A 25,241-nucleotide genomic window follows, 5' to 3' on the forward strand; every position below is an offset into this window, starting at 1 on the left:
AACATTCAGGAGCCGTTGGCAATCCGTGCGACGATCGGCGTTAGCGGGTGAAAGCGTAAACTTTTCCGCCCTTCGCCTGGATGACCAGCTTATCGCCAGCTACCATCGGCGCAGACAGGAAGCCGGAGCTATCCACTTCCTGCTGAGCAACAAAACGGCCGTCCGTGGTGTTGATCCAGTGCAGGTAACCTTCAGAGTCACCGGTCACCAGGAAACCATTGTACATCACCGGCGGAGTCAGATTGCGGTGCAGCAAATCGCTCTGCGTCCATACGGTCACGCCACCTTCGGTGCTCAACGCCACCACGCGATCGTTCTGATCGATAAGGTAGATGCGACCTGCATCAACGATAAAGTCGTTCACCGAGCCCAGTTCACGCTTCCACATGATCTGGCCGGAACGCAGATCCAGCGCCGTCAGGTTGCCATTGTAACCTAATGCGTAGACAACGCCCTCAACAATCACCGGCGTAGTGTCGACATCGTTCAAACGATCGATTTCGGTCGCGCCGCTAGGCTGGGAAATACGTTGTTGCCAAATCAACTGACCTTGCTGCATCAGCACGGCATTGACGCGACCATTATCACCGCCAACAATGGCTGCGCCAAAGGCAACGGCCGGTGCGGACTCACCGCGCAACGACAGTGAAGGCATGTCCAGGTTAACCGTCCACTTCACCGCGCCGTCAGATTCGTTCAGCGCCTGCAGCAGGCCGTTAGTGGTATGGATCAACACCATGCCGTCGCTGATCACCGGACGTGAAATCGCTTCGCCGGCCACCTTGGTCTGCCAGGCCAGGGTACCGTCTGAGGTATTGAGCGCGTAAACCACGGCTTTCTCACTGCCGACATAAGCCTTGTCGCCCGCGACCGCCATACCGCCCGACAGCAGTGCCGGCAGGTTGCTGGACAGGAAGCCGGTTTTCTCAGAGAGATCAACCTTCCACTTTTCGTTACCGTTATCGGCATCCAGTGCTTTCACGATGCCATGACGATCGGCTGCGTAAATAGTGTTGTCCTGGAAAGCAGGACGCAGGTGAGAATAGAACTCACCAACACCGTCACCGACCGAGGTACTCCACGCCTTGTTCGGCGTGAACTGATTTTCAACTTTCGGCAGCGGCGACATGGTAACCACGTCTTCTTCACTGTTGAACAGTGAGCAACCACTCAGCAAGGCAACGGAAACCAGTCCGACCAAGAGTGTTTTACGCAATTGCATGGGAATTCCCCTTAGCTGGACAAGTTATTCAATTTCATGCGCAGCAGAACCTGCAGCGCCTGAGAAGCGTTAGACTCAATGCCTTTACTGTAAGCTTCACGTGCACCTTTGGTGTCACCCTTAGCCAACAACACGTCGCCGCGCGTATCTTGCGCCATCGCCGCCCAGCCTTCGCCTTTCACGCCATCCAGCGTTTTCAGCGCGTCATCCAGCTTTTTCTCCTGCAGCTGGACACGTGCCAGACGCAGGTTAATCATCGAAAGCATGTTTTCGTCTTTGGTCTGGCCCTGAGCCAACACCAGTTGTTGGCTCGCTTTGGCAAACTCATTTTGCTCAACAAAATGCTTCGCCAGCTCCAGGGAGGCCAGCACGCCATAGCTGTTGCTGTTGGCCTGGGCAAACTTCTCCGCGGCGGCTACATCGTCCGGCTTACCGCTAGCCAGACGATCGCTGGCTTCCTGATAGGACTGGGACGCAACCATCATGTTGGAGTTTTCGTGGCTCTGCCAGTAACGCCAGCCGACCAGGGCACCAATTCCGAGCACCACGCCCACTGCCAGCGCTTTGCCATTTTCGGCAAAGAACCGACGCACGGCGTCGACTTGTTCGTTTTCAGTGGTATAGACTTCCACGGTGTCCTTCTCCTTAACCTAACATCAGAGCCAGGCGCACTGCGACTTCGCTTTGCGCCAGCGTTTCTTGTTCACCACTGCGCAGGTCCTTAACCACCACCTGCTGGGCTGCGACTTCGTTCTCACCCAGGATCAAGGCGACGCGCGCGCCCCACTTATCCGCACGGGTGATCTGCTTCTTAAAGTTACCACCGCCGTAGTTGGTCATCAGTTTGAGCTGTGGCGCCGCATCACGCACGCGCTCCGCCAGCTGCATTGCTGCACTCTGAGTACCGGCACCGGAGGAGATCACATACACGTCAATGGTCGCCGCGGCCTTGAACTCTGGGTTAACCGCCTGAACCAGCAACACCAGGCGCTCCAGGCCCATGGCGAAACCGACCGCCGGCGTTGCACGCCCGCCCAGTTGCTCTACCAGGCCGTCATAACGACCACCGGCACATACCGTGCCCTGAGCGCCCAGACTGGTGGTCACCCATTCGAATACCGTGCGGTTGTAGTAGTCCAGACCGCGCACCAGGCGTTCATTGATGGTATATGGGATGCCTGCCTGCGCCAAAAGTTCACACAGACCTTCGAAGTGGGCTTTGGAATCTGCATCCAGATACTCGGACAGGCGTGGCGCGTCGTTCAACAGCGCCTGCACTTCCGGGTTTTTCGAGTCCAGTACGCGCAGCGGGTTGCTGTACATACGGCGTTTGCAATCTTCGTCCAGCTTCTCTTGATGCTGTTCCAGGAAGGCCACCAGAGCATCGCGGTAGTTGGCGCGCGCCTCCAGTGAACCGATGGAGTTCAGCTCCAGCTTGACGTGCTCGGCGATCCCCAGCGCTTTCCACCAGCGGGCGCTCAGCAGGATCAGCTCTGCGTCAATATCCGGGCCCTGCAGGCCAAACACTTCGGCCCCCAGTTGATGGAACTGGCGATAGCGGCCTTTTTGCGGACGCTCGTAGCGGAACATCGGACCGACGTACCACAGACGCTGCTCCTGATTGTACAGCAGACCATGTTCGATGCCGGCGCGAACGCAACCAGCCGTGCCTTCCGGACGCAGCGTCAGGCTTTCGCCGTTGCGGTCGTCGAAGGTATACATCTCTTTTTCCACGACGTCGGTCACTTCGCCGATCGCGCGTTTGAATAACGGGGTCTGCTCTACAATCGGCAAGCGGATTTCGCTGTAACCGTAGCCGCTAAGCACCTGCTTGAGGATGCCTTCAATACGCTGCCATAATGCCGTTTCTTCCGGCAGGTAGTCGTTCATGCCGCGAATGGCTTGAATGTTCTTTGCCACGTGAGTTCTCTGTCCGTTGTCTAAAAAAATGAACCCGATTATAGGGACTTTGCCGCCCCGTATTCAACGCGAATACCGAGTTCTGCTCCCGGGTTCATAAACAAGCGGGCTAAAAAGCCCGCCGTATCGGTGTAATGCTTATTTTTCCAGCAGGTTGACCGCGATGCGATTGCTTTCATCCATCATCGACGCCTTGGCGCGAATTTTGGCTTCCAGCTGGTCAATCATCTGCTCGTTGTCGAAACGTTCTTTCTGGCGCACACCGTCTTCGTAGAAACCGCTCTTTTTATGGCCACCGGTAACGCCCAGCGTGGAAACCAACGCTTCGCCCGGGCCATTGACCACACAGCCGATAATCGAAATGTCCATCGGCGTGATGATGTCTTCCAGACGCTGTTCCAATGCGTTGACCGTTCCGATAACGTCAAATTCCTGACGTGAACAGGTCGGGCACGCGATAAAGTTAATGCCGCGGGCGCGGATGCGCAGCGATTTCAGAATGTCGAAACCGACCTTAACTTCTTCCACCGGATCGGCTGCCAATGAGATACGCAGAGTATCGCCAATGCCTTCCGACAGCAGCAGCCCCAAACCAATCGCCGACTTCACTGAGCCACTGCGTGCGCCACCGGCTTCGGTGATACCCAGATGCAACGGCTGATCGATACGCGCAGCCAACAGACGATAGGATTGCACCGCCAGGAACACATCGGAGGCTTTAACGCTCACTTTGAACTGGTCGAAGTTGAGACGGTCAAGGATATCAACGTGGCGCATGGCGGATTCGAGCAACGCTTCCGGCGTAGGCTCGCCGTATTTTTCCTGGATGTCTTTTTCCAGCGAACCACCATTCACCCCGATACGGATTGGGATGTTTTTATCGCGCGCGCAGTCTACGACTGAACGGATACGCGACTCGTTACCGATATTGCCCGGATTGATACGCAGGCAGTCTACGCCATACTCGGCAACCTGAAGCGCGATACGGTAATCGAAGTGGATATCGGCGACCAGCGGCACGTTAACCTGCTGCTTGATCAGTTTGAACGCCTCGGCGGCATCCATGGTGGGGACTGAAACGCGGACGATATCAACGCCCACGCGCTCCAGCGCTTTGATCTGATTAACCGTTGCTTCAACATCAGTGGTACGGGTGTTAGTCATCGACTGCACGGCAATCGGCGCACCATCACCAATAGGCACATTGCCGACGTAAATTCGCGTTGATTTTCGACGGATGATGGGCGATTGGTTATGCATTACTTACTCTCCATTGTTGCCCTGACTTAACGACAATGGCCGCGCAATTACTGCGCGGCAACGGTCAGACGAGCAACACGGTTTGACTTAACAAACCGGCTTAAATCAACCGGCTTACCTTGATATTGAATCTGTACTGCAGCCGGGGCGCCAATGGTCAGTTTGTACGGCGCGGTACCCGCCAGGCTCAGCTTGCCGCCGCTTTTCTGGCTGCCGCTGTACAACGTTTTACCGCTGGCATCACTCACCTGCAACCAACAATCGGCGGAGAACTCCATAACCAGCGCGTTAGGATCAACAGCCGGGGCAGTCACGCCCGCGTCGGCAGTTGGTAACGGCGCAGTTGGAGCCGCAGGCGTGGTCTCAGGCAGCGTTGTCTGGCTTGGTGAAACCACCGCAGGCTGCTGCGCAGTTGCACTGCCGCTAACGGCCGGAGTCTGAGACTGCTGTGGAGCAACGCCGGTATCTACCGGCGTGGAACCATTGTCAGCCAGAGGCGCGCTGTTGTCGGCATTGCTGTCGGTCAACGGCACTGACTGGCCTTCATTGTTTTGTGAAAGCTGCGCAGAGGATTGATCGGCCATGGTGACGATCTCTTCCTGCTGGGCCTTGTGGTTTTGCCACCACCAGGCGCCGGTCAGGCCAACCACCACGAAAACGATCAGCCAGGTGAAGCTCATCAGCCAGCCATCGCGTTTTTTGCGGCGCTTGCCCAATGAAAAACTCTGCATTGGTGCAACTTTCGCAACCTTCAACGGAGCCTGCTTGGCCAGCATCGGCAGCAGTTCATCCTCTGGCAAACGCACCAGCTTGGCGTAGGAACGGATATAACCCCGCACGAAGGTTGAAGCCAAATCTGCGGACAGATTGTCTTCTTCGATATCGCGCACGGTAGACATTTTGAGGCACAGGCGTTCTGCAACGGCCTGTTGACTCAACCCGAGTTGTTCACGGGCCTGACGCAGACGTTCGCCTGTCGTCATTGATACAGTTTTATCTTGGGAGGCTTCAGTATTCATTAGCTAAGAACTGCTGGTACTGTTTGGATTGTGGAAAACTTCGCGATAACTGCTTGCCATAGCGTTGCACGCTATCCTGGCGCCCGGCTAACGCGGCGAAACGAATCTGTAACCATAAGCTGTCGGCACTAGCCGGCAGAACATGCTGATAACTATCGAGTAAAAGTTGCGACTGTGCGCGCTTCCCTTCTCCAAATTGCTTTTCTGCCTCCACCAACAGTGGAGTACCTTTGTCCGGATCGATCTTCATGGCACGCGTTAACAAGGTACGTGCTTCATCGTTCTGTCCGGCCTTGAGAAAACAGTAACCTGCGTTTTCCAGGCTGTCGGCAACCTGACCGTAATCCGGTGCTACTGCCGCAGCGCTAAACTGCTGTTGTGCCGGTACATACTGCCCTAAACTGCAAAGAAACGCACCGTAATTATTCAGCACGGTGCCATTGTTCGGCGCAAGTTTGAGCGCTTGCTGATAACGCTGTTCGGCCGCGCTATTTTCGCCCATCCGCTGCTCATAAAGCGCCATGCCCAATTGGGTACGGTAATCCTGTGGGGCAGCGTCTGCCGCTTTCTCCAGATTCTGTCGCGCGGCGGGTAAATCGCCCTGCTTGAGATATTCCAGACCCAGTTGCAAACGCGTCTGGCCCGCTTGTGACTGCGCGTCTTTTTCTTCCGGCGTTGAACCGGAACAGCCGGCCAGTAAACCAGCCGCCAGCAACGTTCCCCACAGAGTCAGCTTCATGCCTGCATTCATTTCCTTGTCTGATGTTACCTTGACGTCCATTCACATAACAGACTGTAAGATAACAAAAAAATCATGCTATAGGATTCAGACCGCACGTACAGAGATAGGTTCCCCGGCCATTTTCTTTTTCAGGGTACGCTTGGTACGGTCGATCACTTCACCCGCCAGTTGCCCGCAGGCGGCATCGATATCATCACCACGGGTTTTACGAACAATAGTCGTAAAGCCGTATTCCATCAACACTTTGGAAAAACGATCCACCCGGCTGTTGGAGCTGCGGCCGTAAGGTGCCCCCGGGAACGGGTTCCATGGGATCAGGTTGATCTTGCATGGCGTGTCCTTCAGGACTTCTGCCAGCTGGTGCGCGTCGTCGGTGCTGTCGTTGATGTGGTCCAGCATCACGTATTCAACCGTTACCCGCCCCTGGTTGGCATTGGATTTTGCCAGGTAGCGACGTACCGCCGCCAGGAAGGTCTCGATATTGTATTTACGGTTGATCGGCACGATGTCGTCGCGGATCTTGTCGTTCGGCGCATGCAGCGAGATTGCCAGTGCAACGTCGATCATATCGCCCAACTTGTCCAGTGCCGGCACGACACCGGAAGTAGACAGGGTCACACGACGCTTGGACAGGCCAAAACCGAAGTCGTCCAGCATGATTTCCATCGCCGGTACCACGTTGTTCAGGTTGAGCAACGGTTCACCCATGCCCATCATCACCACGTTGGTGATCGGACGTTCGCCGGTCACTTTCAGCGCACCGATAATTTTCGCCGCACGCCAAACCTGACCAATGATTTCCGACACGCGCAGGTTGCGGTTAAAGCCTTGCTGCGCGGTCGAACAGAATTTGCATTCCAGTGCACAACCCACCTGGGAAGAGACACACAGGGTCGCACGGTCGCCGTCCGGGATATACACGGTTTCGACCTGCTGATCGCCCACTTTGATCGCCCATTTGATGGTGCCATCGGCTGAGCGTTGTTCTTCCGCCACTTCTGGCGCACGGATCTCGGCGACGCTCTGCAATTTATTGCGCAGGACCTTGTTAATGTCGGTCATCTGCTCAAAGTCATCGCAGCAATAGTGGTACATCCACTTCATGACCTGATCGGCACGGAAGGGTTTCTCGCCCATTTTGGCGAAAAACTCACGCAGTTGCTGACGGTTCAAATCCAGCAGGTTAATTTTGGCCACAGCCGGTTGTTCCGCGTTAACGGATTGAGTAGTCAGCGAATTATTTTCAGACACGATGTGCTCGGACGTGATGGGTTCTAACATAATTGATCTCTGGCCTCGTTGTTACACGTTACGGCGCGAAAGAGTGGAAAGTAAGTGCGTCGTTCAACCCGCATAAATTGCGGTGACGGCGCTAAAAGCGCGCCCCTGACAAGAAGCCTCATCAGGGGCGCGGCATTGTACAAATTTTAGTAGCAGCTTTCCACGTCTGAAAGACATTCAGGGCATTTTTATTGTTTCAGCCGATGAATGAAAAATTCGAGTAGCGGCGCTGCATGCTGCGCCTGAGCCAATCGGGGCGAATATATCGCCCCCTACAGCTTGAAAGGCGACGAGCAAATTAACGTGAGCAGATTTCGCTCTCATTAAAGAAATACGCGATTTCGCGCTGTGCAGATTCTACTGCGTCAGAACCGTGTACGGCGTTGGCAGTGAAGCTGTCCGCGTAGTCAGCACGCAGGGTGCCGGCCAGTGCGTTGTCCGGGTTGGTTGCGCCCATGATGTCACGGTTACGCTGTACTGCGTTTTCTGCTTCCAGAACCTGAACCACGATCGGGCCAGAGGTCATGAACTCAACCAGGCCATCGAAGAATGGGCGGCCTTTGTGCTCAGCGTAGAAGCCTTCGGCTTGTTCGCGAGTCAGACGCAGCATTTTGGATGCGATGATTTTGAAACCGGCACGCTCAAAGCGAGCATAGATTGCGCCGATGTCGTTGTTAGCTACAGCGTTTGGTTTAATGATGGAAAAGGTACGTTCTACGGTCATGATGGCCTCTGTATAACTTCCAAAACAGGCCGGTCTGCAAACAGGGTGCCGGCCTTCTCAAGTGGCGCAGATTATATGTGTGCTGCCAACGCTTGCCTACGGGAAAATCAACATTTCATTAAAAAATCATTATCTTTATTCTTCACTTTGCGGCCCAGAGCACAGGTTATGAAAACTTACCTTAATCGAGGTTAAATTCGCGCAATGCCACCTGACCGCTCTCATCCAGCACGCTGAGCTGATAGCGACCAGGTTGGGTCAGCGTCTGTAGCAGCGACTCCCCTTCCCCCACCAACTGGCCGTTGAGGAACCACCAGCGCTGTCCGCCGCCGCCCTGGGCGCTGACCCGCAAGTCCAGCGTATTATTGCCCGGCAGGCGACGCAGTATCGCGCCGTCACGCACGCCCAGCATTAACAATGGCGGTGCTTCTTGCTGCTGCAACGGCGGACACTGCGGATCAATAGCCGGCAAGCGCTGCGCACGACGCTCCGCCGGAGGCAACCAGGGCTCCAGCGGCGTAGGCCACAGGGCCAGCCGACGCGGTGTCGCCCCCGGGCAATCCGCCGCCACCCGCAATCCACGCGCGTTCAACCACATCAGTGGCTGGCTGCCCAGCAGGCTTTCCTGCCCCGGCGCGGGCAGCGTGGGCGGAATAGTCCCGTCGAGAATCCAGCTCAGACGTCGTTGGCGGCAATTGCTGTCACCCGCGGGCAGTGGCTGGCCGCCCGGCCAGCAGATCACCGCACGGCTGACGCTGGCGGGGCGCGGATCGGCCGGAATGCCTTCCCCACGCTGGCGTAAAGAGGTCAGCAACAGGTTATTGACCTGATTAAGCAGCGGCACCGCGGTAGCGAAGCCGAACTGCCCGGCCACCGGAGTACCGTCCGGTCGCCCCACCCAAATGCCTATCGTATAGCGCGCATTAACGCCGATGGCCCAGGCGTCGCGGTAGCCGTAACTGGTGCCGGTCTTCCACGCCAGTGGCACACTGGCAGGCAATGCATCATCCGGCAATGGACGTGCCTCTCCCGCCAATATTCGCCGTACAATCCAGGCGGCGCCCGGCGACATGAACTGGCGATCGTAAATCCCTTGCTGAGGCGTAAAACGCAGCGGTGCCACCCTGCCCTGACGAGCCAGCGCGCTGAATCCGGCCACCAACTGATCCAAACGGGCACCGGCCCCGCCCAGGATCAGCGCCAGGCTGGGTTCGGCGTGTGCCGGCAGCCGCAGTTCAACCCCCACGTTACGGAGATTGGCGGCAAAACGCTTCGGCCCGTAGGCTTCAAGCAACTGGACCGCCGGCAGGTTGAGTGAACGCGACAACGCTTCACTGGCGCTGACCGGGCCGTGGAAACCGGTATCGAAATTACCGGGCCGATAATCCCCAAAACGGCGCGGTACGTCCTGCAACAGCGATTCGGCGTGGATCAGGCCGTCGTCCAGCGCCAAACCATACAAAAAGGGTTTTAACGTCGAGCCCGGCGAACGCCAGGCAGCCACCATGTCGACATGGCCAAAACGGCTGTTATCGTTCAAATCCAGCGAGCCCAGGTAGGCACGTACTTTCATATTGGTGTGATCAACCACCAATACGCCAACCGAGGTTTTTTCCGGCAGTTGACTCTTCCAGCCACGAGCCAGTTCTTCCAGCCGCCGCTGCAAGGTAGCGTCCAGCGTGGTGGTCACCACCTGGCTACGATTGCCCTGTGTCATGCGCCTTGCCAGTAACGGGGCCAACTGCGGTACCTGGCGCGGGGCCAGCCACAACGCTTCCTGCCGGATTTCGGCCACCTGCGGTGCCGGCCAAACCTGATAATACGCCAGGCGTTCCAGCACCTTGTCACGCGCAGCCTGCGCCCGTTCCGGGTAGCGGTCCGGCCGCAAACGGCTGGGAGCCTGCGGCAACACTGCCAGCAACGCCGCCTCCCCACGCGTCAGCGCCGAAGGCGGTTTGCCCAAATAAGTCCAGCTGGCCGCGCCAATCCCCTGTAGCGTGCCGCCGTAAGGTGCCCGGTTAAGGTAGATTTCAAGGATTTGATCCTTCGACAGATGCCATTCCAACTGGGCGGTACGCCACACCTGGCGTAACTTGCCGGCCAGAGTGCGTGGATGGGGATCAATCAGGCGCGCTACCTGCATCGACAGCGTGCTGCCGCCGGAAACGATCTGCCCGTTGCGCAGGTCCTGCCAGGCGGCACGGGCCAGCGACAATGGATTGATGCCGGGGTGCCGATAAAACCAACGGTCTTCATAGGTCAGCAGCGCCTGCAAATAATAGGGCGAGACCTGCTGCAGACTGACCGGATAGCGCCATACGCCGTCACTGTCCGCATAGCGCCACAGCGGGGTACCGTCTTCCGCCACCACCACTCGTGCCATCTCGGCATCTTTCAGCGGCAACGGCCACAGCCGGTCCGCCAACCACAGCAAAACGGGCGGCAGCAAAATAGCCAGCAGCCAGATGGCTGCCCGGCGACGTAAATGAGTAAGAAGTCGATTCATCAGGAAGGTATCACCCCTTTGCCCCGCCACCGGCTAAATCACCGGGGCGGGGCAAAGAGGATCATTTGGCAATTTCAAGCCGCTGTGGTGTCGCGCCCAGCGCACGCCAGGCAGGCACATACATCGACTCAACCTGCGGTGCCGGAACCAGATATGTGCCCGGCGTCACGGCCCGAGCCAGATACAGCAGCGTGGTATGACGGTAGCCGTCGATATTCACCGCCGCCACATAGCGATCGTCACGGAACTCCTGATGTTTGATATCGGCCTGCTGCATGTCCTGCAGCAGTTCGGTCACGCTACTGGCGCTTTCGCCCAGGCTGGCGCTGCTGTCCCCCAGATTTTGGTTCTCCAGCTCCAGCCCGGCCGGCAGCAGATCCACCACCAGCGCGTCCGGCACCTGATTATCGGCCCAGACGTCCAGGTGCACCAGGATCAGCTGACCGCTTTTCAGTTGGGTCAGATCCACGGATTTGCCGTCCAGCCCCAGGAATTCGCGGCGGATATTCAACACGTTGCTCTGCGGCTGCGGCGCCTGTTGCGGATAACCGACCAAATCGACCCGGCTGTACAGCGTACCGCTGCCGGTATTGGTGAGCTGCAACCCGCTCGCCAACTGCTCAGCGGACAGATTTTGCGTCAGCGCCTGGCTGCCGGACAGGGTTTTGCCCTGCGCCGTTTGTGCCTGCCATGGCGTTTCAGCACTGCCAATCAGATTGCGCGCCGCCAGGAACAGGGCATTGCTCTCCTGCGTAGACAGATAACGTTCGCCGTTGAGACGCTCAGAGAGAGTCAGCAAGCGCTGGTCGCGCTCGGCCGGCAGCAGGTTATTTTCGGTCAGCAGCGCCAGGATCATCGCGTCATCACGCAGTGGACTGCCGTAATCTTCCAACCAGTAATCCTTGGCATTACGTTGCGTTGCCAGCCCTTGTTCGATCGCCTGATTGGCACGCGGCATATCGCCCATCAGCTTCAGCGCTACGCCAAGTTGCACCAGCGGCAGGCCCGAACGAGCATCGGCACGGCGCTCAAACAGCTGTCGCAATGCCCCGAGCGGTGCCTGTTGCTGACGCGCCAATACCAAGCCGGCATAAGCCTGCACCGCAAAACGGGTGTGGTCCGGGTACTGGGTGGAAGCAACGTCAATCTGACTACGGTCCTGCAAATAGCGCTGCAGCCGGTTGTTGGCCGCCGTCAGCGCATCGGTCGGGACGCTGTAGTTCTGTTCACTGGCACGGAACAGGAAGTCGGTAGCGTAGGCCGTCAGCCAGAACTCTTCCTGGCTGTCGCGACTCCACAGACCAAAACCGCCGTTATAGCGCTGCATGCTGAGCAGATGCTCGATGCCAACGTCGATACTGTTGCGGCGGCTTTCATCGCTGCCGGATTTAATCCCGAGCGCACTGAGCTGCGCCCGGTTGGTATACAGCGACGGATAAAGCTCACTGGTCGTCTGCTCCAGGCAGCCGTAGGGATAGGCGTACAGCTCGCTGATGTAACGCGCCAGGTTGATTGGCGGACGGCTGGTCAACAGCAGTTGCCCTTCGGTCGTCGCCTGAACCAGCCCGGCGGCGGCATCTGCCGGCAGACTCCAGCTTTCACCGGCGTGGATCACGCTGGCGAACTGGCGGGTTTGCGCTGGATAAGCAGGCCTTACGCCAATCTTCCAACTGTGCTGATAGTCCTTGAACGTTTCCCCCGGCAGCACCAGACCGCTGAGGGTCAGCGCGACCTCGCCCTGACCAAAGCCCGCCAGCGCCTGCACCGGTATCTGCAGCGTGGTGCGTTCGCCGTTGGCCAGGCTGACTTGTTGTTCGGCAGCCCCCTGCAGCGCCACCAACCCGCTGGAAGCCAGTTTCACGGTTAATGTCTGCGGCTGGCCGGACAGGTTGCTGACATCCAGCGCCAATTGGGTGCTGTCGCCCCCGGCCAGGAAGCGTGGCGTCGCCAGCTCTGCCACCACCGGTGCGGCAACCACGGTCTTGCCTTCCGCCTTGCCGAAGTCTTCATCGCTCCACGCCTGCGCCATCAGTCGTAATTCACCGTTGAAGTCAGGAATGGCAATCTGAATTTCGCCTTCGCCGTTGGCATCCAGCTTAACCGGCTGCGCCTGCTGGGCAACAATGGTAACCGCGGTGATCGGTTTTTTACCGCCGCGCGACAACGCATCTTCGTCATCACCGTCGCCGCCGTAGCGCAGGTTTGCCAAACGCCCTTTGCCTTCAATCAGTTGACCATAAACATCGTACTGATCGGCGCTGTAGCGTTTGCGGCCAAAGAAGGCCTGATACGGATCCGGCGTCGCGTAATTGGTAATGTTGAGGATGCCGCTGTCCACCGCGGAAAGCAGCACGTTGATTTGCTGTGGCGGTTTACCGCTGCTGTGGGCAGCCTTCACCTTCACCGTCAGCATTTGGTTCGGCCGCATACGCTGCGGCGCGTCCAGCTGCAGTGCCAGTTTGCGTCCTTCATCCACCAGCGGCAGATGCAACAGCCCCACCGCCCGTTTCGGCGTCGACTGCTGTTGCTTGTCACCCGGGCGGATCACCAATGCGCTGAGGTACAGATCGTGGCGTTTCCACTCCTTATTGATAGGCACTTCAACATCAACGCCCTTGGCCGGCACATCCAGTTCCTGCCACCAGAGCGGACCATCGCTGGATTCCACCAGCAGGTAGCCCTTGCCGGCGGCCGGCGCTTCGATATGCAGCTTCACTTTCTCGCCCGGTTGGTAGGCCGGTTTGTCCAGCTTCAGCTTCACCTGGTCCGGACGTACAGCCCCACTGCCATTAGTGTTGTCCTGCCAGCTGTAACCGGCCCAGAAACGCAGGCTGCTGATCAGATTACTCTGCGGATCCACGACCTCAATACGATATGCGCCCCACTCCACCGGGAAACTTACCTTGGTGCTGCCGTTGGCGGCGATATCGATAGACTGTTCCGCCAGCGGCAGATCCTTCTTATCGTACAACGACTGCCAGCCTTCGCCTTCTGACCACTGCCAGTAGTAGTCGCGACGCTCACGCACCAGGCGAGCCTTCAGCCCGCTGACGGCCAGTTTTTCACCAGCGGCATTGGCGTAGACAATATCAAACCCGGCCTGGGTGTTTTCATCCACCACCGGCTGGGCCTGGTAGCTGTTGCTACGATAATCATAAATCTGTTGTTTGTTGAACAAAGGTCGAATACCGGGCAGCGCATCGGCAGGCCAGATCGCCTGTTCGGCGCGGCGCGTTACCGGGCGACCACCAGACTCCAGCAGGCTAGCCTGCAAGATGGCTTTCAACGGCGATTTTACCTCTGCCCAACTGCTGTCCACCGCCACCTGCGCCTTGCCGGCGTTATCCAGCGCCTGGTCGAATTCATCCATATTGCGCGACAGGCTTTCTTCCGTCACCGAACCAAACTCATAGCCCGGCAGGCTGCTGACCGCCTCACGCTGCGGCCGCAGGAACACCTGCCCCTGCAGGCGGTTACCCGAGGCCGGTGCACCATAGAGATAGCGGCCGGTGACGTCGAACACTAACTGTGCGTCAGGGCGCAGCGGGGTTTTCTCGGCGGTAATGTCTAGCGCCATGCGTTCCGGCAGGAAATCCTCGACCTTGAAGCTGTAAAGCCGCGGCTGGTTATCGCCCAGATTGAAACGCAGCGACCAGTTTCCGGTCGGCCCGCCTTCAGGGATTGGGTACTGATATTGATACAAGCCATCCTGCGGCTGCCAGACAAAGCTGCGCGCCACCTGATCGTCCGGTTTGACGATATCCACCTTCACCGGCTGGGCCGGCAGCGATTTACCGTCGGCGTCACGCAGCAGCCCGTTAACGATCAGCGTTTCGCCGGGGCGGTAAAGATCACGCGGGCCGAAGGCGAAGAATTGCTTGCTGTAGCCTTCCGGCCCGGCAATATCGAACTCAGCCAAATCCAGCGCCGGCGTCGACAGATCGATCATGCTGGTCTGGCCCTGTTGGGTCGCCAGCAACAGCCGCGCCTTGGCGCTTTTCACCAACTGGGCGTGCCCTTGCTTATCGGTGGTGCCCTGGGTCAGCGTTTGACCTTTTTCATCCAGCAGGCGCAGTTCAACCGCGCCCAATGCCGCGCCGCCATCCAGAGCCTGGGTAAACACGTCCAGACGGTCATGATAACTGTGCAGCGAAACGCCGATATCACTGAGAGTGAACAGGGTCGCCGGGTTGGTATAACCGTAATGCCCGGCCTGCTGCATCACCGCCAGGTAGACACCCGGCTGCTGTAAGGCCTCGATGCCACTCAACGGCAATAGCAGGCGTTCGCGGGTGTTGCGCTGCGGGTTGAGATCGAAGCGGCCGCTGTAGACCAGATCGGCCATTTTCAGCAGTTCTTCCGACTCCCAACTGGAGAGCGAATTGCGATATTCCCAGTTTGCCAGGAACGCAGGTAAGGCATCGGCCTTCACCCGGAAGAAGTTAACGTCAACGTTATCGACGTTTAACGCCATCACCGGCAGCCCCTGCGCCAGCTTGGTCGGCAACAGCGAGCCTTTGCCGGCAAAGCCGACGCTCGGTTTGATGTCGCGGGTGGTAATAGTCTGTTCTTGCTGTTTGCCCAGTTCGGCACCGTTGACTGCTTTCAGAGCGCTCTCGAGGGTCAGCACCAGCTTGCGGTTGGGCTGCAGATGGCGCAGCCGCAGTTCCATCAGGTTATCTGACAGCTCCCAGGCACCGTCGATTTTACCGCTAACGCTGTCGACCAGATGCGCTCGCGCGGCGAAATCCTGACTCGGATCCAGCGGCAAAGAAAACGTCAGCACCATGGCACTGGCGCCGTCGAGTTGCAGTTCGGAGGCATCAAGCAATGTCAGCGGTTTTCCGGCGTCGCGTTTCGCCAATGCCGCCAACGCGGCGGCATCCGGCCGTTTGGCCTGCGTGACACTGCTGGCCTGGGCATCAGCCTGCGCTGCGGTTGGTTTTTTTCCGCCGTCATCACAGGCGGCCAGCAGCAGCAGGCCTCCCGCCAATGCGATCCCCTGACAAAGCTTCTTGCCTGATGCAAATGCCCCTGAACGGTATGGTTTCATCGTTTAACTCCCTGGCAGCCTTTACGCAACGACACTCGTCGGCGCAAGATCCGAATATGGATGAATAATAGCAGCGCTGTTAGCATCAGACCCAGCTCAATTTTTTCCCTTCAACAGAAAGGGGCCACCCAAGCCTGAAGCAGGAAATGATATGGCCACAATGAAAGATGTTGCCCGACGGGCAGGCGTGTCGACGGCCACCGTCAGCCGGGTGATCAACAGCACCGCCTATGTGGAGCCGGTCACCCGCGAACGGGTTGAAAAAGCCATGCGCGAGTTTAACTATCACCGCAATGCTGCCGCGCTGGCCCTGGCGAAAAGAAGCGGCAATATGCTGGGGCTGTTGACCGGTAATCTCGACGACCCTTTTTTCTCGCGTCTGGCACGGGGAGTCGAAGATGTCACGCGCAAAGACGGCGTAAAATTAATGGTCTGCAGCGGCGGCCATCAGGCCGAACTGGAGAAGAACGGTCTCGATTTTCTGATCAATCAGGGCTGTGAAGCCATCGTGGCCCACGTGACCCGGATGAGCGATGCCGACGTTTTACGCTATGCCGCCCACACCCCGGCGATGGTGGTGATCAATCGCTATTTGCCTGCCATCGCCAACCGCTGCATCTGGCTGGACAACGTCAGCGCCTCTCAGGCCGCCACCCAGATGCTGATTCGGCACGGGCACCGCAATATCGCCTGTATCACGACGGACTTACCCATCGATGACAGAAAACAGCGTCTGGAAGGCTATCGCAGTGCCATGAATGATGCCGGGATCTCGGTGCCGGGTAGCTGGATCATCAGCGTTCCCTTCAATGAGCAAGGGGGCGAATTAGCGGCAGAAAGGATCCTGGCAAACGATCACCCTTTTACCGCCGCACTGACGTTCAATGACGTGATGGCCGCCGGTATGATGCGAACCTTTCGCCAGCGGCAGATAAAACTGCCGGAGGCTATCTCGATTGTCGGCTTTGATGACGTGACCCTGGCAAAATATCTTCACCCGTCATTGACCACCATGCATTATCCGATAGAGAAAATGGCGCGACGTGCGGCTAATTTGGCGCTGCAGTTGAACTCTGCTGCCACTGTGGCACCGCAGAATAATATGTTTTCCGCTGAATTGATCCTGCGAGATTCGGTCATCCCCCTCGAGAAAAACACCTCAAATCAAGAAAACAAGCCTGAAAAATGAGAGGCAACGCACACAACGCCTACTCATGAAACCGATTACATGGACAGTTGCCCAGGCTCACATCTCAATCAAAACGAATTCATTAGGCTGGCGTCACACCCTCATCCTTAACCGGAGTTGTTAATGAATAACAAAAAGAAACTCAACCTGGGACTGGCGATGCTGCCCATTGTGGCGATGCTATTGCTGCTCATCGTCGGCTACGGCCAGCTTGGGCTGCGGATCGAGCCGTTGCTGCTGGTTTCGGCCACCATTGCCGCCGCACTGGCCTGGTGGCAAGGTTATCGCTGGAACGACATTATCGAGTCCATCGTCGCCAAACTGGCCAAGGCCATGCCGGTGATCATGATACTGATCTGCGTCGGCGGGTTGATCGGCACCTGGATGTTCAGCGGCACCATTCCTTACATGGTGTACTGGGGCTTAAAACTGATTAGCCCGCAATATATCCTGATCGCCGCATTCTTTATTACCAGCGTGATCTCCGTTTGTACCGGCACCTCCTGGGGCGCGGCAGGCACCGTGGGCGTGGCATTAATGGGCGTTGCCGCCGGACTGGATGTGCCCCTGGCCGCCGCCGCCGGTGCCGTGGTTTCCGGCGCCTACTTTGGCGATAAGATCTCCCCGCTGTCCGACTCCACCAATTTCGCGGCCATCGTCGCGGATACCGATCTCTACAGCCATATCCAGCACCTGATGTACACCACAATACCGAGCTTTGTTTTAGCCGCGGTGGTGTATCTGATTGCCGGGCACACCAGCGCCGTCGGCAGCGTAGCCACGCCGGAAAAAGTCACCGAGATCGTGACCGCGCTGGAGGGTCTGTATCACTTTAACCTGCTGCTGATCCTGCCGCCGGTGTTGGTGCTGTGGGGTGCCGTGACCAAACGACCGGTGATCCCCGTCATGCTGGCGGCCTGTACCCTGGCCATATTCATTGGTGTATTGCTCCAGGGGTTTAACCTGCAGCAAGGCTTAAATGCATTGATGGACGGCTTTAATCTTTCAATGTTTACGGCTCAGGGGCACAGCATTACCGGCATCGCCCTAGATGTTCCGCGCCTGCTCAACCGCGGCGGCATGTCCTCGATGATGAGTACCATTCTGCTGGTGTTCTGTGCGTTTTCCTTTGCCGGTGCCTTAACGCTGACCGGCGCGCTGACCGTTATCATCAATCGCTTGCTGAAAGTGGTTCATACCACCGGCCAATTGATCGCCGCGACGGTCGCGACCACCATTCTGGTGACCGGTGCCACCAGCGACGGCAAGCTGGCGCTGCTCATTCCGGCCGAGCTGTTCAAAGGCGCTTACCGTCGCATGGGGTTAGACAATAAAAACCTGTCGCGGACCGTAGAAGATGCCGGCACCGTCATCGAACCTTTAATTCCGTGGACCGCCGCAGGTATTTATATGGCAACCACCCTGGGTGTCAGCACGCTGGATCTCCTGCCGTGGGCCATCCAATGCTACGCCGCCGTGGTCTTCGCCCTGATTTATGGGTTTACCGGGTTCGGGATTGCCAGAATACAGCCAGAAAATGATTTACAGCGTAAGGAAGCCTGACGTGAAACAGACCGATTTTAACCAGATAGTTAACCGCCACAACACCGGCTCGGTGAAATGGGACTTTATCGACCGCTATCTGCAACTCGATGAAACCGACCTTTTGCCAATGTGGGTCTCTGATTTTGACTTCCAGTGCCCGGCGGAAGTCCGGCAAGCAGTGCATCAGCGGGTTGATCACGGCGTATTTGGCTACAGTGAGCGCGATGACGCATATTACCAGGCGGCGATCAATTGGTTCTCAAACCGGCACAACCTGCCTTTGCAGCGCGAATGGTTCACCTCCGTTGAGGGGGTGGTACCCGGATTGGCGCTCCTGATCCAGTTGCTCAGCCAGCCTGGCGATCCGGTAGTGATCCAGGGACCATACTATGGGTCTTTCGCCAAGATCATCACCATGAACGGCCGAGAAGTCCTCGAAAACCCGCTGAAGGAAAGCGCGCAGGGTTATCAATTTGATTTCGAGCATCTGGAAGCCTGTTTTGAACAGCGGAAACCGCCGTTACTGCTGTTGTGTAATCCGCATAACCCCACCGGGCGATGCTGGACCCGCAGCGAACTGACACAATTGATGACGCTATGCAGTCGTCATGGCGTGACGGTGATTTCCGATGAAATATGGGCCGACCTGACGCTGCCCGGCGAAACCTTTACCTCGGTGCTGCATCTGGATGAAGCCTGGCACGACCAGATGATTTCGGCGACCTCAGCCAGCAAGAGCTTTGGCTTGTCGTCGCTGAGGATCTCAAATTTCCTGATCCCCAATGTTCGCACCCGCAATGCGTTTATCGAACGCCTGAATGCCCATGGGTTGGATGTCTTTAATGCACTCTCGATGACTGCCGCAACGGCAGCTTATCAACAGGGGGAAGCCTGGCTTGATGATTTACAAGGTTATCTGGCCGACAACCGGCGTTGGTTTGAACAGGCATTAGCCTGTGCCGCACCCTGGTGCAAAATGACCCCAGCCGAGGGAACCTACCTTGCCTGGCTGGATTGTCGCGCCTTAGGCCTGGATGATCACGCCCTACAGCAGGCGTTGATCCACCAGTCGAAAATTGCCGCCTCGATGGGCATCAGCTTTGGCGAGCAAGGAAAAGGCTTTATCCGCATCAATCTCGGCTGTCCTCGCCAATATCTTGAACAGGCCATCGCGGGGCTCGCCCGGTTAAAACCCTGAACCACAATCACCTACGTATGAAAGGCCCCAAACGGGGTCTTTTTGTTGAACGATATCTGGCGGAAATGGTTGAACGAATTTACCTCGACCTGGCGGTATAGCTTTGAAATTAAAGCTTCTGTTAGACTGCGGACGGGCGCTTGAAGCTTTCTGCTTCAGGCCCTGGGTGGGAAGCAGAAAGAAGAAAGCCCCAAACTGACTCTTAATCAGAATGAGGCTTCACCATACTGCATCAACACCAGCATGGTAGCCTCTTAACCGCAGAAATGCAACGGAGGGCTGACATGTCGCGAAAACTGTTTTTACCAGTATTTACAGTAGGATGCGTAACATTCCTGGTATTCATCTGGCTTATACGTGGCTCAGTTTGTGAGCTGACGTTTAAACAGGGAAATACGGAGGTAGCGGCAGTGTTGTCCTGTAACGTTAAACGTTAAATGGCAACCTGAAGGCGGGGTTCGCCCCGCCTGTTTTGGTGCGACGCAGTGGTTTTCCGGCGCCCATTGTTGTACGCGGCCAGCCTTTCGAGGTTGGCCGCTCTCTTTTACCCTGATACAACTTACAACAGCAAAAACAGGGCTACTGGGTTTTGTCGGTAGAAGGGATGATGTTGCGTAACCAACTGCCCCAGCGGCGCTGGTAGAAGGGTTGGGTATGGGTGATCAGGTAATGGCTGACGCCACGTTCCTTTTCCGATACCAGGCAAAAATCCACCGGTTCGTCGTTAGGTGCGGTTTCGCTGGCCACGCTGCCCGCTTCATTGATCAGCGTCTCGATATCACCTTGTTCGCCATCCACTTCCAGCCCGATCAACAGATTAGGTTTTTCGTCGACCGCCTGATCGTGCATCAGTGCCAGAAACGCGCGGCGTACCGGCTTGCGCTGGCTGAACAATGTGGTCAAGGCATCGACCATTGCCGACGGATATTCTTCCGGCTGGCCCAACAGGATCTGGGTATCCTTGTCGATATAGCGTTCTGCTGGTTTGCTTACGCCGCCGGTGGCCAGCAGCATTGCCACCTCTTCAGGATAAAATTCCTTACCATACTCGGCCTTCGGGTTGAGGAACAGGTCCGCACCCTGCGTAATCTCGAATAAGACCCGTGCCGGCATGGCGATGAAGGGCTGTTCATCCTCAACGGCCTTTTGCAGCGCTTCCACCGAGGTGAAAAACGGGATGATACTGCCGCCTTCCTGCTTTTCCCAATGCTGAATATTCACCGGCGTATCGGCGTTCAGCGTGATGTCTCCACCGAGTTGTACCTGTTCGCTGTCACCGAGGATCAACACCGTAGCCTCAAGCAGTTCACGAAAGAATGCCGGACGATGGGCCGGCTCCGTCACCGCCAGTTTCAACAGGCGTTCAAGTTCGTTTTCGCCTGTGGCGGCTTCGTGATGGTGAGAACTCATGGCAAACTCCAGCAATCAAATAACGGGGCCCAGCATGCTGGGCCCCGAGGGTAAACGACATTCTATACCCTATAGCTTTCATTTTGCAGCTAGGCGCCCAGCTCGCTCATCCCCAGGCGCTTACTTTAGTAAGTAACTGGGGTGAGCGAGTGCAGGTAACAACGCTGCAACTTGAAAGATGACGGGTATAACGCCCACCGGGGTGGGCATTCAATTACCTGGCTTTGCTCAGCAGCAGGTTGGCCAGGGCACGTACCCCCAGACCGGTTGCGCCAGCGGACCATTGATCTACTGCACCTTTACGGTAAGTAGCGGAACAGTCAATGTGCAGCCAGCCCTGCTGGTAGTTAGTCACAAAATGCGACAGGAAGGCAGCCGCGGTACTGGCACCCGCCGTGTAGGCCGGACCGGCTACGTTGTTCAGTTCGGCAAAGTTGGACGGCAGTTGGCTGCGGTGGAATTCAGCCAGCGGCAGACGCCAGAATGGCTCTTGCTCAGCAGCCGCACTGGCCAGCAGCTCTTGCGCCAGGGCGTCATCGAAGCTGAACAGCGCATGGTAGTCGTTACCCACCGCCGTTTTCGCCGCACCGGTCAGAGTGGCGCAGTCGATGATCAACTGAGGGTTCTGCGCGGACGCATCGATCAGGCCATCGGCCAGCACCAGACGCCCTTCCGCATCGGTATTCATCACCTCAACGGTTTTACCGTTGCGGTAACGGATGATGTCGCCCAATTTGAAAGCATTGCCGCTGACCATGTTGTCGGCACAGCACAGGTAAAGTTTCACTCGCTGTTTCAGACCGCGAGCCGCTGCCAGCGCCAGTGCGCCGGTAATGGTGGCTGCACCGCCCATATCCGCCTTCATGGAGTCCATAAAGGCGCTTTGTTTCAGGCTGTAGCCACCGGTGTCAAAGGTGATGCCTTTGCCCACCAGGCAGGCAAACACCGGCGCTTCCGGGTTACCGGTCGGGTTGAAATCCAGTGCCAACAGCACCGGTGAACGATCTGACCCACGGCCCACGGTGTGAATACCGGCGTAGTTTTGCTCACGCAGATCTTCACCCTTGGTAATACGATAGCTGACGGCTTCACAACCGATGTCACACATCAGATCAACCGCGCGGGTAGCCAACTGCTCCGGCCCCAACTCTTCCGCCGACATGTTGATGGTGTCACGCACCCAGTCAACAATCTTCAGGCGCTGTTCCAGCTCTTTGCTTTCCGCTGCCGGCAATTGTGCCCATTCGACACTGCGTTTGCCTTTCGGCCCACGGAAGCCCTGCCAGAATGCCCAGCTGTTTTCCAGATCCCAGCCGTCACCGGCCAGTTTGACATTCTTGATGCCCTGGCCGTCAATCTTACGGGCCGCACGTTGAATGCTGCCCAGTTTATCTTTGCCGGTCAGGTGGATGGTCATCCCTTCTGCACCGGTGCTCAGCAGCGCTTTCTCGCCCCAGCGAGCGTCAGCAGATTGGTTCGACAGCGTTACCAGCATAAATTCAGTTGTCATAGCCTTACTCCGGATTTCCCCTTCATTTTCACGCCACGCGCAAAATCTATTGGGGATTTTTATTGTATACCCTATGAGTTTCAAGTTGCAGCTAGGCGGCCAGCTCGCTCATCCCCAGGCGCTTACTTGAGTAAGTAACTGGGGGGAGTGAGTGCAGGCAACAACGCTGCAGCTTGAAAGGCGACGGGTATGTCGGATACAAAATAAACGGGCCGCCTATGGCAGCCCGTTACGCTATTTACTCCGCTTCATCTAACCAGACCAGCAGAACAGCTTCCAGTATTTTTTCGTTGGAAGCCTGTGGATCGTCGTCAAAATCTTCCAGATCGCAAATCCACTGATGCATGTCGGTAAAACGTACGGTTTTCGGATCGGTATCCGGGTATTGGTCGTACAGGGCTTCGCCGATTTCACGGCTGTCGGTCCACTTCAGTCCCATTTCTACTGTCCTCTCACCCTTCACGCGCGTGGTTAACGGTATAACGCGGCATTTCAACCACCAAATCTTCGTCGGCCACCAGTGCCTGACAGCTCAGACGGCTTTCCGGCTCCAGACCCCAGGCCTTGTCCAGCATGTCATCTTCCAGTTCAGTGCTCTCTTCGAGAGAGTCGAAACCTTCGCGCACGATGCAATGACAGGTGGTGCAGGCACAGGATTTCTCACAGGCATGCTCAATCTCGATACCGTTGCGCAGCGCAACGTTGAGGATTGACTCCCCTTGTTCGGCTTCCAGTACTGCCCCCTCCGGGCATAAATCTTGATGGGGCAGGAAAACAATTTTAGGCATGATTAAACCTCATCCACAGAATGGCCAGCCAGCGCACGGCGAATGGAAGCATCCATGCGGCGCGCGGCAAAGTCTTGCGTTTGTGCATCTAATGTTTTTATTGCGGCTTCAATAGCGGCAGGATCGGTGCCCTGCGTCGCCTGTTGCAAAGCTTCTACCGCCGCGGGGATCGCCGTGCTTTCTGCTTCGCTCAGCAATGCGGCGTCACTGGCCAGTGCGCCCTGCAGGCTTTCCAGCACCCGTGACGCCTCAACCCGCTGTTCCGCCAGCATGCGCGCGCCGACATCGCTCTGCGCATTGGCCATCGAATCTTTGATCATGCCGGCAATTTCGGCGTCGGACAGACCATACGACGGTTTAACCTGAATTGAAGCCTCAACGCCGGTGGATTTCTCCATCGCGGTGACGCTTAACAGGCCATCAGCATCCACCTGGAAGGTAACGCGAATATGGGCGCCGCCGGCAGGCAGAGGCGGTAAGCCACGCAGCGAGAAGCGCGCCAGCGAGCGGCAATCCTGCACCAATTCGCGCTCGCCCTGCAGCACATGGATCATCATCGCGCTTTGGCCGTCTTTAAAAGTGGTGAACTCTTGCGCACGCGCCACCGGAATGGTGGTGTTACGCGGGATCACTTTTTCTACCAGACCGCCCATGGTTTCCAGGCCTAGCGAAAGTGGGATTACATCCAGCAGCAGCATGTCGCTGTCAGGTTTGTTACCCACTAAAATGTCCGCCTGGATCGCCGCACCAATAGCGACGACTTTATCCGGATCGATCGAAGTTAACGGCGTGCGGCCGAAGAACGTGCCCACCTGCTCACGCACCAGAGGCACGCGGGTGGAACCGCCAACCATGACCACTTCCAGCACTTCTTCGGCACTCACGCCCGCGTCTTTCAGCGCACGGCGGCAGGCCATCAGGGTACGTTTCACCAGAGTGGCGATCAGCGCATCAAACTGTGCTCGGGTCACTTCGCCCTGCCAGCCGGCAATCTCAACGACAGTACTGTCGGCATCGCTCAGTGCAACTTTGGCCGCGATGGCCGCATCCAGCAGTTGGCGCTGTACACCGTGATCGCTACGGTCAGCCACACCGGCCTGTTCACGCAGCCAGTCAGCCAGCAGATGGTCAAAGTCGTCGCCCCCCAGCGCGGAATCCCCGCCGGTAGCCAACACTTCAAACACCCCACGGCTCAGCCGCAGAATGGAAATATCAAAGGTACCGCCGCCCAGATCGTACACCGCGATAATGCCTTCCTGCCCGGAATCCAGGCCATAGGCAATCGCCGCCGCCGTCGGTTCGTTCAGCAGACGCAGCACGTGCAGCCCGGCCAGACGCGCAGCGTCTTTGGTGCCCTGGCGCTGTGCATCATCAAAATAAGCAGGAACGGTGATCACCACGCCGTCCAGATCCCCTTCCAGCGCAGTTTTTGCACGCTCGGCAAGGGCTCTGAGGATATCGGCAGAAACCCCTACCGGGTTAACCGCACCGGCAGCGGTCAGCATCATCGGCAAGCCGTTGTCGCTGGCCTGAAACTGATACGGCAGGTTCGGGTAACGCGCCAGTACGTCGGCCAATGAGCGGCCCATCATACGTTTGACTGAGCTGATGGTATTGGCAGGATCCTGCGCTGCCTGTTGGCGCGCATCCCAACCGACACGCAGAGTGTCAGCCTGGTAATGCACTACCGAGGGCAGTAAATCGCGGCCCTCGGCATCGGCCAGCGTTTCCGCCTGCCCACTGCGCACCGTGGCGACCAGAGAGTTGGTGGTGCCTAAATCAATACCGGCAGCCAGACGGCGCTGGTGCGGCGCAGCGCTGAGGCCGGGCTCACTAATTTGTAATAAGGCCATATTGAAGCTTCCACAAGCAAA

The 25,241-nt window shown here is 57.4% G+C and carries 19 protein-coding genes; 4 read left to right on the forward strand and 15 right to left on the reverse strand.

Annotation, left to right across the window (positions count from 1 at the left end; translation table 11 throughout):
- Nucleotides 1-40 precede the first annotated feature (40 nt).
- The 10 genes from bamB to ACNT1W_RS20495 all read right to left on the reverse strand — a co-directional run bounded on the left by bamB (nt 41) and on the right by ACNT1W_RS20495 (nt 15,727).
- On the reverse strand, nt 41-1,222 hold the full coding sequence (gene bamB / locus ACNT1W_RS20450) for an outer membrane protein assembly factor BamB (RefSeq protein WP_112363244.1): 1,182 nt from the start codon (nt 1,220-1,222) through the stop codon (nt 41-43).
- 11 nt (nt 1,223-1,233) lie between these two features.
- Entirely contained in the window at nt 1,234-1,854 is a 621-nt protein-coding gene (locus ACNT1W_RS20455; RefSeq protein ID WP_012146315.1) for a YfgM family protein, read from the reverse strand.
- A gap of 13 nt (nt 1,855-1,867) precedes the next feature.
- Entirely contained in the window at nt 1,868-3,142 is a 1,275-nt protein-coding gene (gene hisS / locus ACNT1W_RS20460) for a histidine--tRNA ligase (RefSeq protein WP_017893685.1), read from the reverse strand.
- Nucleotides 3,143-3,280: 138 nt separating this feature from the next.
- Nucleotides 3,281-4,402 (reverse strand): flavodoxin-dependent (E)-4-hydroxy-3-methylbut-2-enyl-diphosphate synthase, encoded by a 1,122-nt coding sequence (ispG, locus tag ACNT1W_RS20465; RefSeq protein ID WP_012146317.1) that lies wholly within the window; start codon nt 4,400-4,402, stop codon nt 3,281-3,283.
- A 47-nt stretch (nt 4,403-4,449) separates the two neighbouring features.
- On the reverse strand, nt 4,450-5,421 hold the full coding sequence (rodZ, locus tag ACNT1W_RS20470; RefSeq protein ID WP_419246082.1) for a cytoskeleton protein RodZ: 972 nt from the start codon (nt 5,419-5,421) through the stop codon (nt 4,450-4,452).
- Nucleotides 5,411-6,160, reverse strand: coding sequence for a type IV pilus biogenesis/stability protein PilW (gene pilW / locus ACNT1W_RS20475; protein ID WP_017893687.1), 750 nt, complete (start codon nt 6,158-6,160; stop codon nt 5,411-5,413). The genes rodZ and pilW overlap by 11 nt, the downstream gene beginning before the upstream one ends.
- 87 nt (nt 6,161-6,247) lie before the next feature.
- Complete coding sequence (locus ACNT1W_RS20480) at nt 6,248-7,444, reverse strand: bifunctional tRNA (adenosine(37)-C2)-methyltransferase TrmG/ribosomal RNA large subunit methyltransferase RlmN (protein ID WP_012146320.1); 1,197 nt, start codon at nt 7,442-7,444, stop codon at nt 6,248-6,250.
- 298 nt (nt 7,445-7,742) lie between these two features.
- Nucleotides 7,743-8,168 (reverse strand): nucleoside-diphosphate kinase, encoded by a 426-nt coding sequence (gene ndk, locus ACNT1W_RS20485; RefSeq protein WP_012146321.1) that lies wholly within the window; start codon nt 8,166-8,168, stop codon nt 7,743-7,745.
- Between the two features lie 181 nt (nt 8,169-8,349).
- Nucleotides 8,350-10,674: a peptidoglycan glycosyltransferase PbpC gene (gene pbpC / locus ACNT1W_RS20490; RefSeq protein WP_419246083.1), complete on the reverse strand. Its 2,325-nt coding sequence runs from the start codon at nt 10,672-10,674 to the stop codon at nt 8,350-8,352.
- Nucleotides 10,675-10,735: 61 nt separating this feature from the next.
- Nucleotides 10,736-15,727 carry an alpha-2-macroglobulin family protein gene (locus tag ACNT1W_RS20495; protein WP_419246084.1) on the reverse strand — a complete coding sequence of 1,664 codons (4,992 nt, stop codon included), beginning with the start codon at nt 15,725-15,727 and terminating at the stop codon, nt 10,736-10,738.
- Between the two features lie 151 nt (nt 15,728-15,878).
- Here ACNT1W_RS20495 and ACNT1W_RS20500 point away from each other — a divergent pair, with 151 nt between their 5' ends.
- From ACNT1W_RS20500 to ACNT1W_RS20515, 4 genes are all read left to right on the forward strand, one after another.
- On the forward strand, nt 15,879-16,916 hold the full coding sequence (locus ACNT1W_RS20500; RefSeq protein ID WP_115184022.1) for a LacI family DNA-binding transcriptional regulator: 1,038 nt from the start codon (nt 15,879-15,881) through the stop codon (nt 16,914-16,916).
- A gap of 123 nt (nt 16,917-17,039) precedes the next feature.
- Nucleotides 17,040-18,479: a Na+/H+ antiporter NhaC gene (nhaC, locus tag ACNT1W_RS20505; RefSeq protein WP_112363248.1), complete on the forward strand. Its 1,440-nt coding sequence runs from the start codon at nt 17,040-17,042 to the stop codon at nt 18,477-18,479.
- Between the two features lies 1 nt (nt 18,480).
- On the forward strand, nt 18,481-19,659 hold the full coding sequence (locus tag ACNT1W_RS20510; protein ID WP_419246085.1) for a MalY/PatB family protein: 1,179 nt from the start codon (nt 18,481-18,483) through the stop codon (nt 19,657-19,659).
- Nucleotides 19,660-19,943: 284 nt separating this feature from the next.
- On the forward strand, nt 19,944-20,096 hold the full coding sequence (locus ACNT1W_RS20515; protein WP_419246086.1) for a Hok/Gef family protein: 153 nt from the start codon (nt 19,944-19,946) through the stop codon (nt 20,094-20,096).
- Nucleotides 20,097-20,238: 142 nt separating this feature from the next.
- On the opposite strand, the gene sseB is transcribed toward ACNT1W_RS20515, so the two are convergent.
- The 5 genes from sseB to hscA all read right to left on the reverse strand — a co-directional run bounded on the left by sseB (nt 20,239) and on the right by hscA (nt 25,220).
- Entirely contained in the window at nt 20,239-21,069 is an 831-nt protein-coding gene (gene sseB / locus ACNT1W_RS20520) for an enhanced serine sensitivity protein SseB (RefSeq protein ID WP_115184020.1), read from the reverse strand.
- A 214-nt stretch (nt 21,070-21,283) separates the two neighbouring features.
- Entirely contained in the window at nt 21,284-22,579 is a 1,296-nt protein-coding gene (gene pepB, locus ACNT1W_RS20525) for an aminopeptidase PepB (RefSeq protein ID WP_261278082.1), read from the reverse strand.
- Between the two features lie 238 nt (nt 22,580-22,817).
- Nucleotides 22,818-23,018, reverse strand: a complete 201-nt coding sequence (gene iscX / locus ACNT1W_RS20530; RefSeq protein ID WP_012146329.1) for a Fe-S cluster assembly protein IscX — start codon at nt 23,016-23,018, stop codon at nt 22,818-22,820.
- Nucleotides 23,019-23,031: 13 nt separating this feature from the next.
- On the reverse strand, nt 23,032-23,367 hold the full coding sequence (fdx, locus tag ACNT1W_RS20535; RefSeq protein WP_017893695.1) for an ISC system 2Fe-2S type ferredoxin: 336 nt from the start codon (nt 23,365-23,367) through the stop codon (nt 23,032-23,034).
- Nucleotides 23,368-23,369: 2 nt separating this feature from the next.
- Nucleotides 23,370-25,220 (reverse strand): Fe-S protein assembly chaperone HscA, encoded by a 1,851-nt coding sequence (hscA, locus tag ACNT1W_RS20540; protein ID WP_012146330.1) that lies wholly within the window; start codon nt 25,218-25,220, stop codon nt 23,370-23,372.
- Between the last annotated feature and the right edge of the window lie 21 nt (nt 25,221-25,241).

This window comes from Serratia sp. NFX21 (assembly GCF_048517035.1).
Lineage (GTDB): Bacteria > Pseudomonadota > Gammaproteobacteria > Enterobacterales > Enterobacteriaceae > Serratia > Serratia quinivorans.

Excerpts from the sequence above, each read along its gene's own strand:
- bamB (WP_112363244.1), bottom strand. The coding sequence starts at position 1,222 with ATGCAATTGCGTAAAACACTCTTGGTCGGACTGGTTTCCGTTGCCTTG.
- ispG (WP_012146317.1), bottom strand. The coding sequence starts at position 4,402 with ATGCATAACCAATCGCCCATCATCCGTCGAAAATCAACGCGAATTTAC.
- rodZ (WP_419246082.1), bottom strand. The coding sequence starts at position 5,421 with ATGAATACTGAAGCCTCCCAAGATAAAACTGTATCAATGACGACAGGC.
- pilW (WP_017893687.1), bottom strand. The coding sequence starts at position 6,160 with ATGAAGCTGACTCTGTGGGGAACGTTGCTGGCGGCTGGTTTACTGGCC.
- ACNT1W_RS20480 (WP_012146320.1), bottom strand. The coding sequence starts at position 7,444 with ATGTTAGAACCCATCACGTCCGAGCACATCGTGTCTGAAAATAATTCG.
- ndk (WP_012146321.1), bottom strand. The coding sequence starts at position 8,168 with ATGACCGTAGAACGTACCTTTTCCATCATTAAACCAAACGCTGTAGCT.
- pbpC (WP_419246083.1), bottom strand. The coding sequence starts at position 10,674 with ATGAATCGACTTCTTACTCATTTACGTCGCCGGGCAGCCATCTGGCTG.
- ACNT1W_RS20495 (WP_419246084.1), bottom strand. The coding sequence starts at position 15,727 with ATGAAACCATACCGTTCAGGGGCATTTGCATCAGGCAAGAAGCTTTGT.
- ACNT1W_RS20500 (WP_115184022.1), top strand. The coding sequence starts at position 15,879 with ATGGCCACAATGAAAGATGTTGCCCGACGGGCAGGCGTGTCGACGGCC.
- nhaC (WP_112363248.1), top strand. The coding sequence starts at position 17,040 with ATGAATAACAAAAAGAAACTCAACCTGGGACTGGCGATGCTGCCCATT.
- ACNT1W_RS20515 (WP_419246086.1), top strand. The coding sequence starts at position 19,944 with ATGTCGCGAAAACTGTTTTTACCAGTATTTACAGTAGGATGCGTAACA.
- sseB (WP_115184020.1), bottom strand. The coding sequence starts at position 21,069 with ATGAGTTCTCACCATCACGAAGCCGCCACAGGCGAAAACGAACTTGAA.
- pepB (WP_261278082.1), bottom strand. The coding sequence starts at position 22,579 with ATGACAACTGAATTTATGCTGGTAACGCTGTCGAACCAATCTGCTGAC.
- iscX (WP_012146329.1), bottom strand. The coding sequence starts at position 23,018 with ATGGGACTGAAGTGGACCGACAGCCGTGAAATCGGCGAAGCCCTGTAC.
- fdx (WP_017893695.1), bottom strand. The coding sequence starts at position 23,367 with ATGCCTAAAATTGTTTTCCTGCCCCATCAAGATTTATGCCCGGAGGGG.
- hscA (WP_012146330.1), bottom strand. The coding sequence starts at position 25,220 with ATGGCCTTATTACAAATTAGTGAGCCCGGCCTCAGCGCTGCGCCGCAC.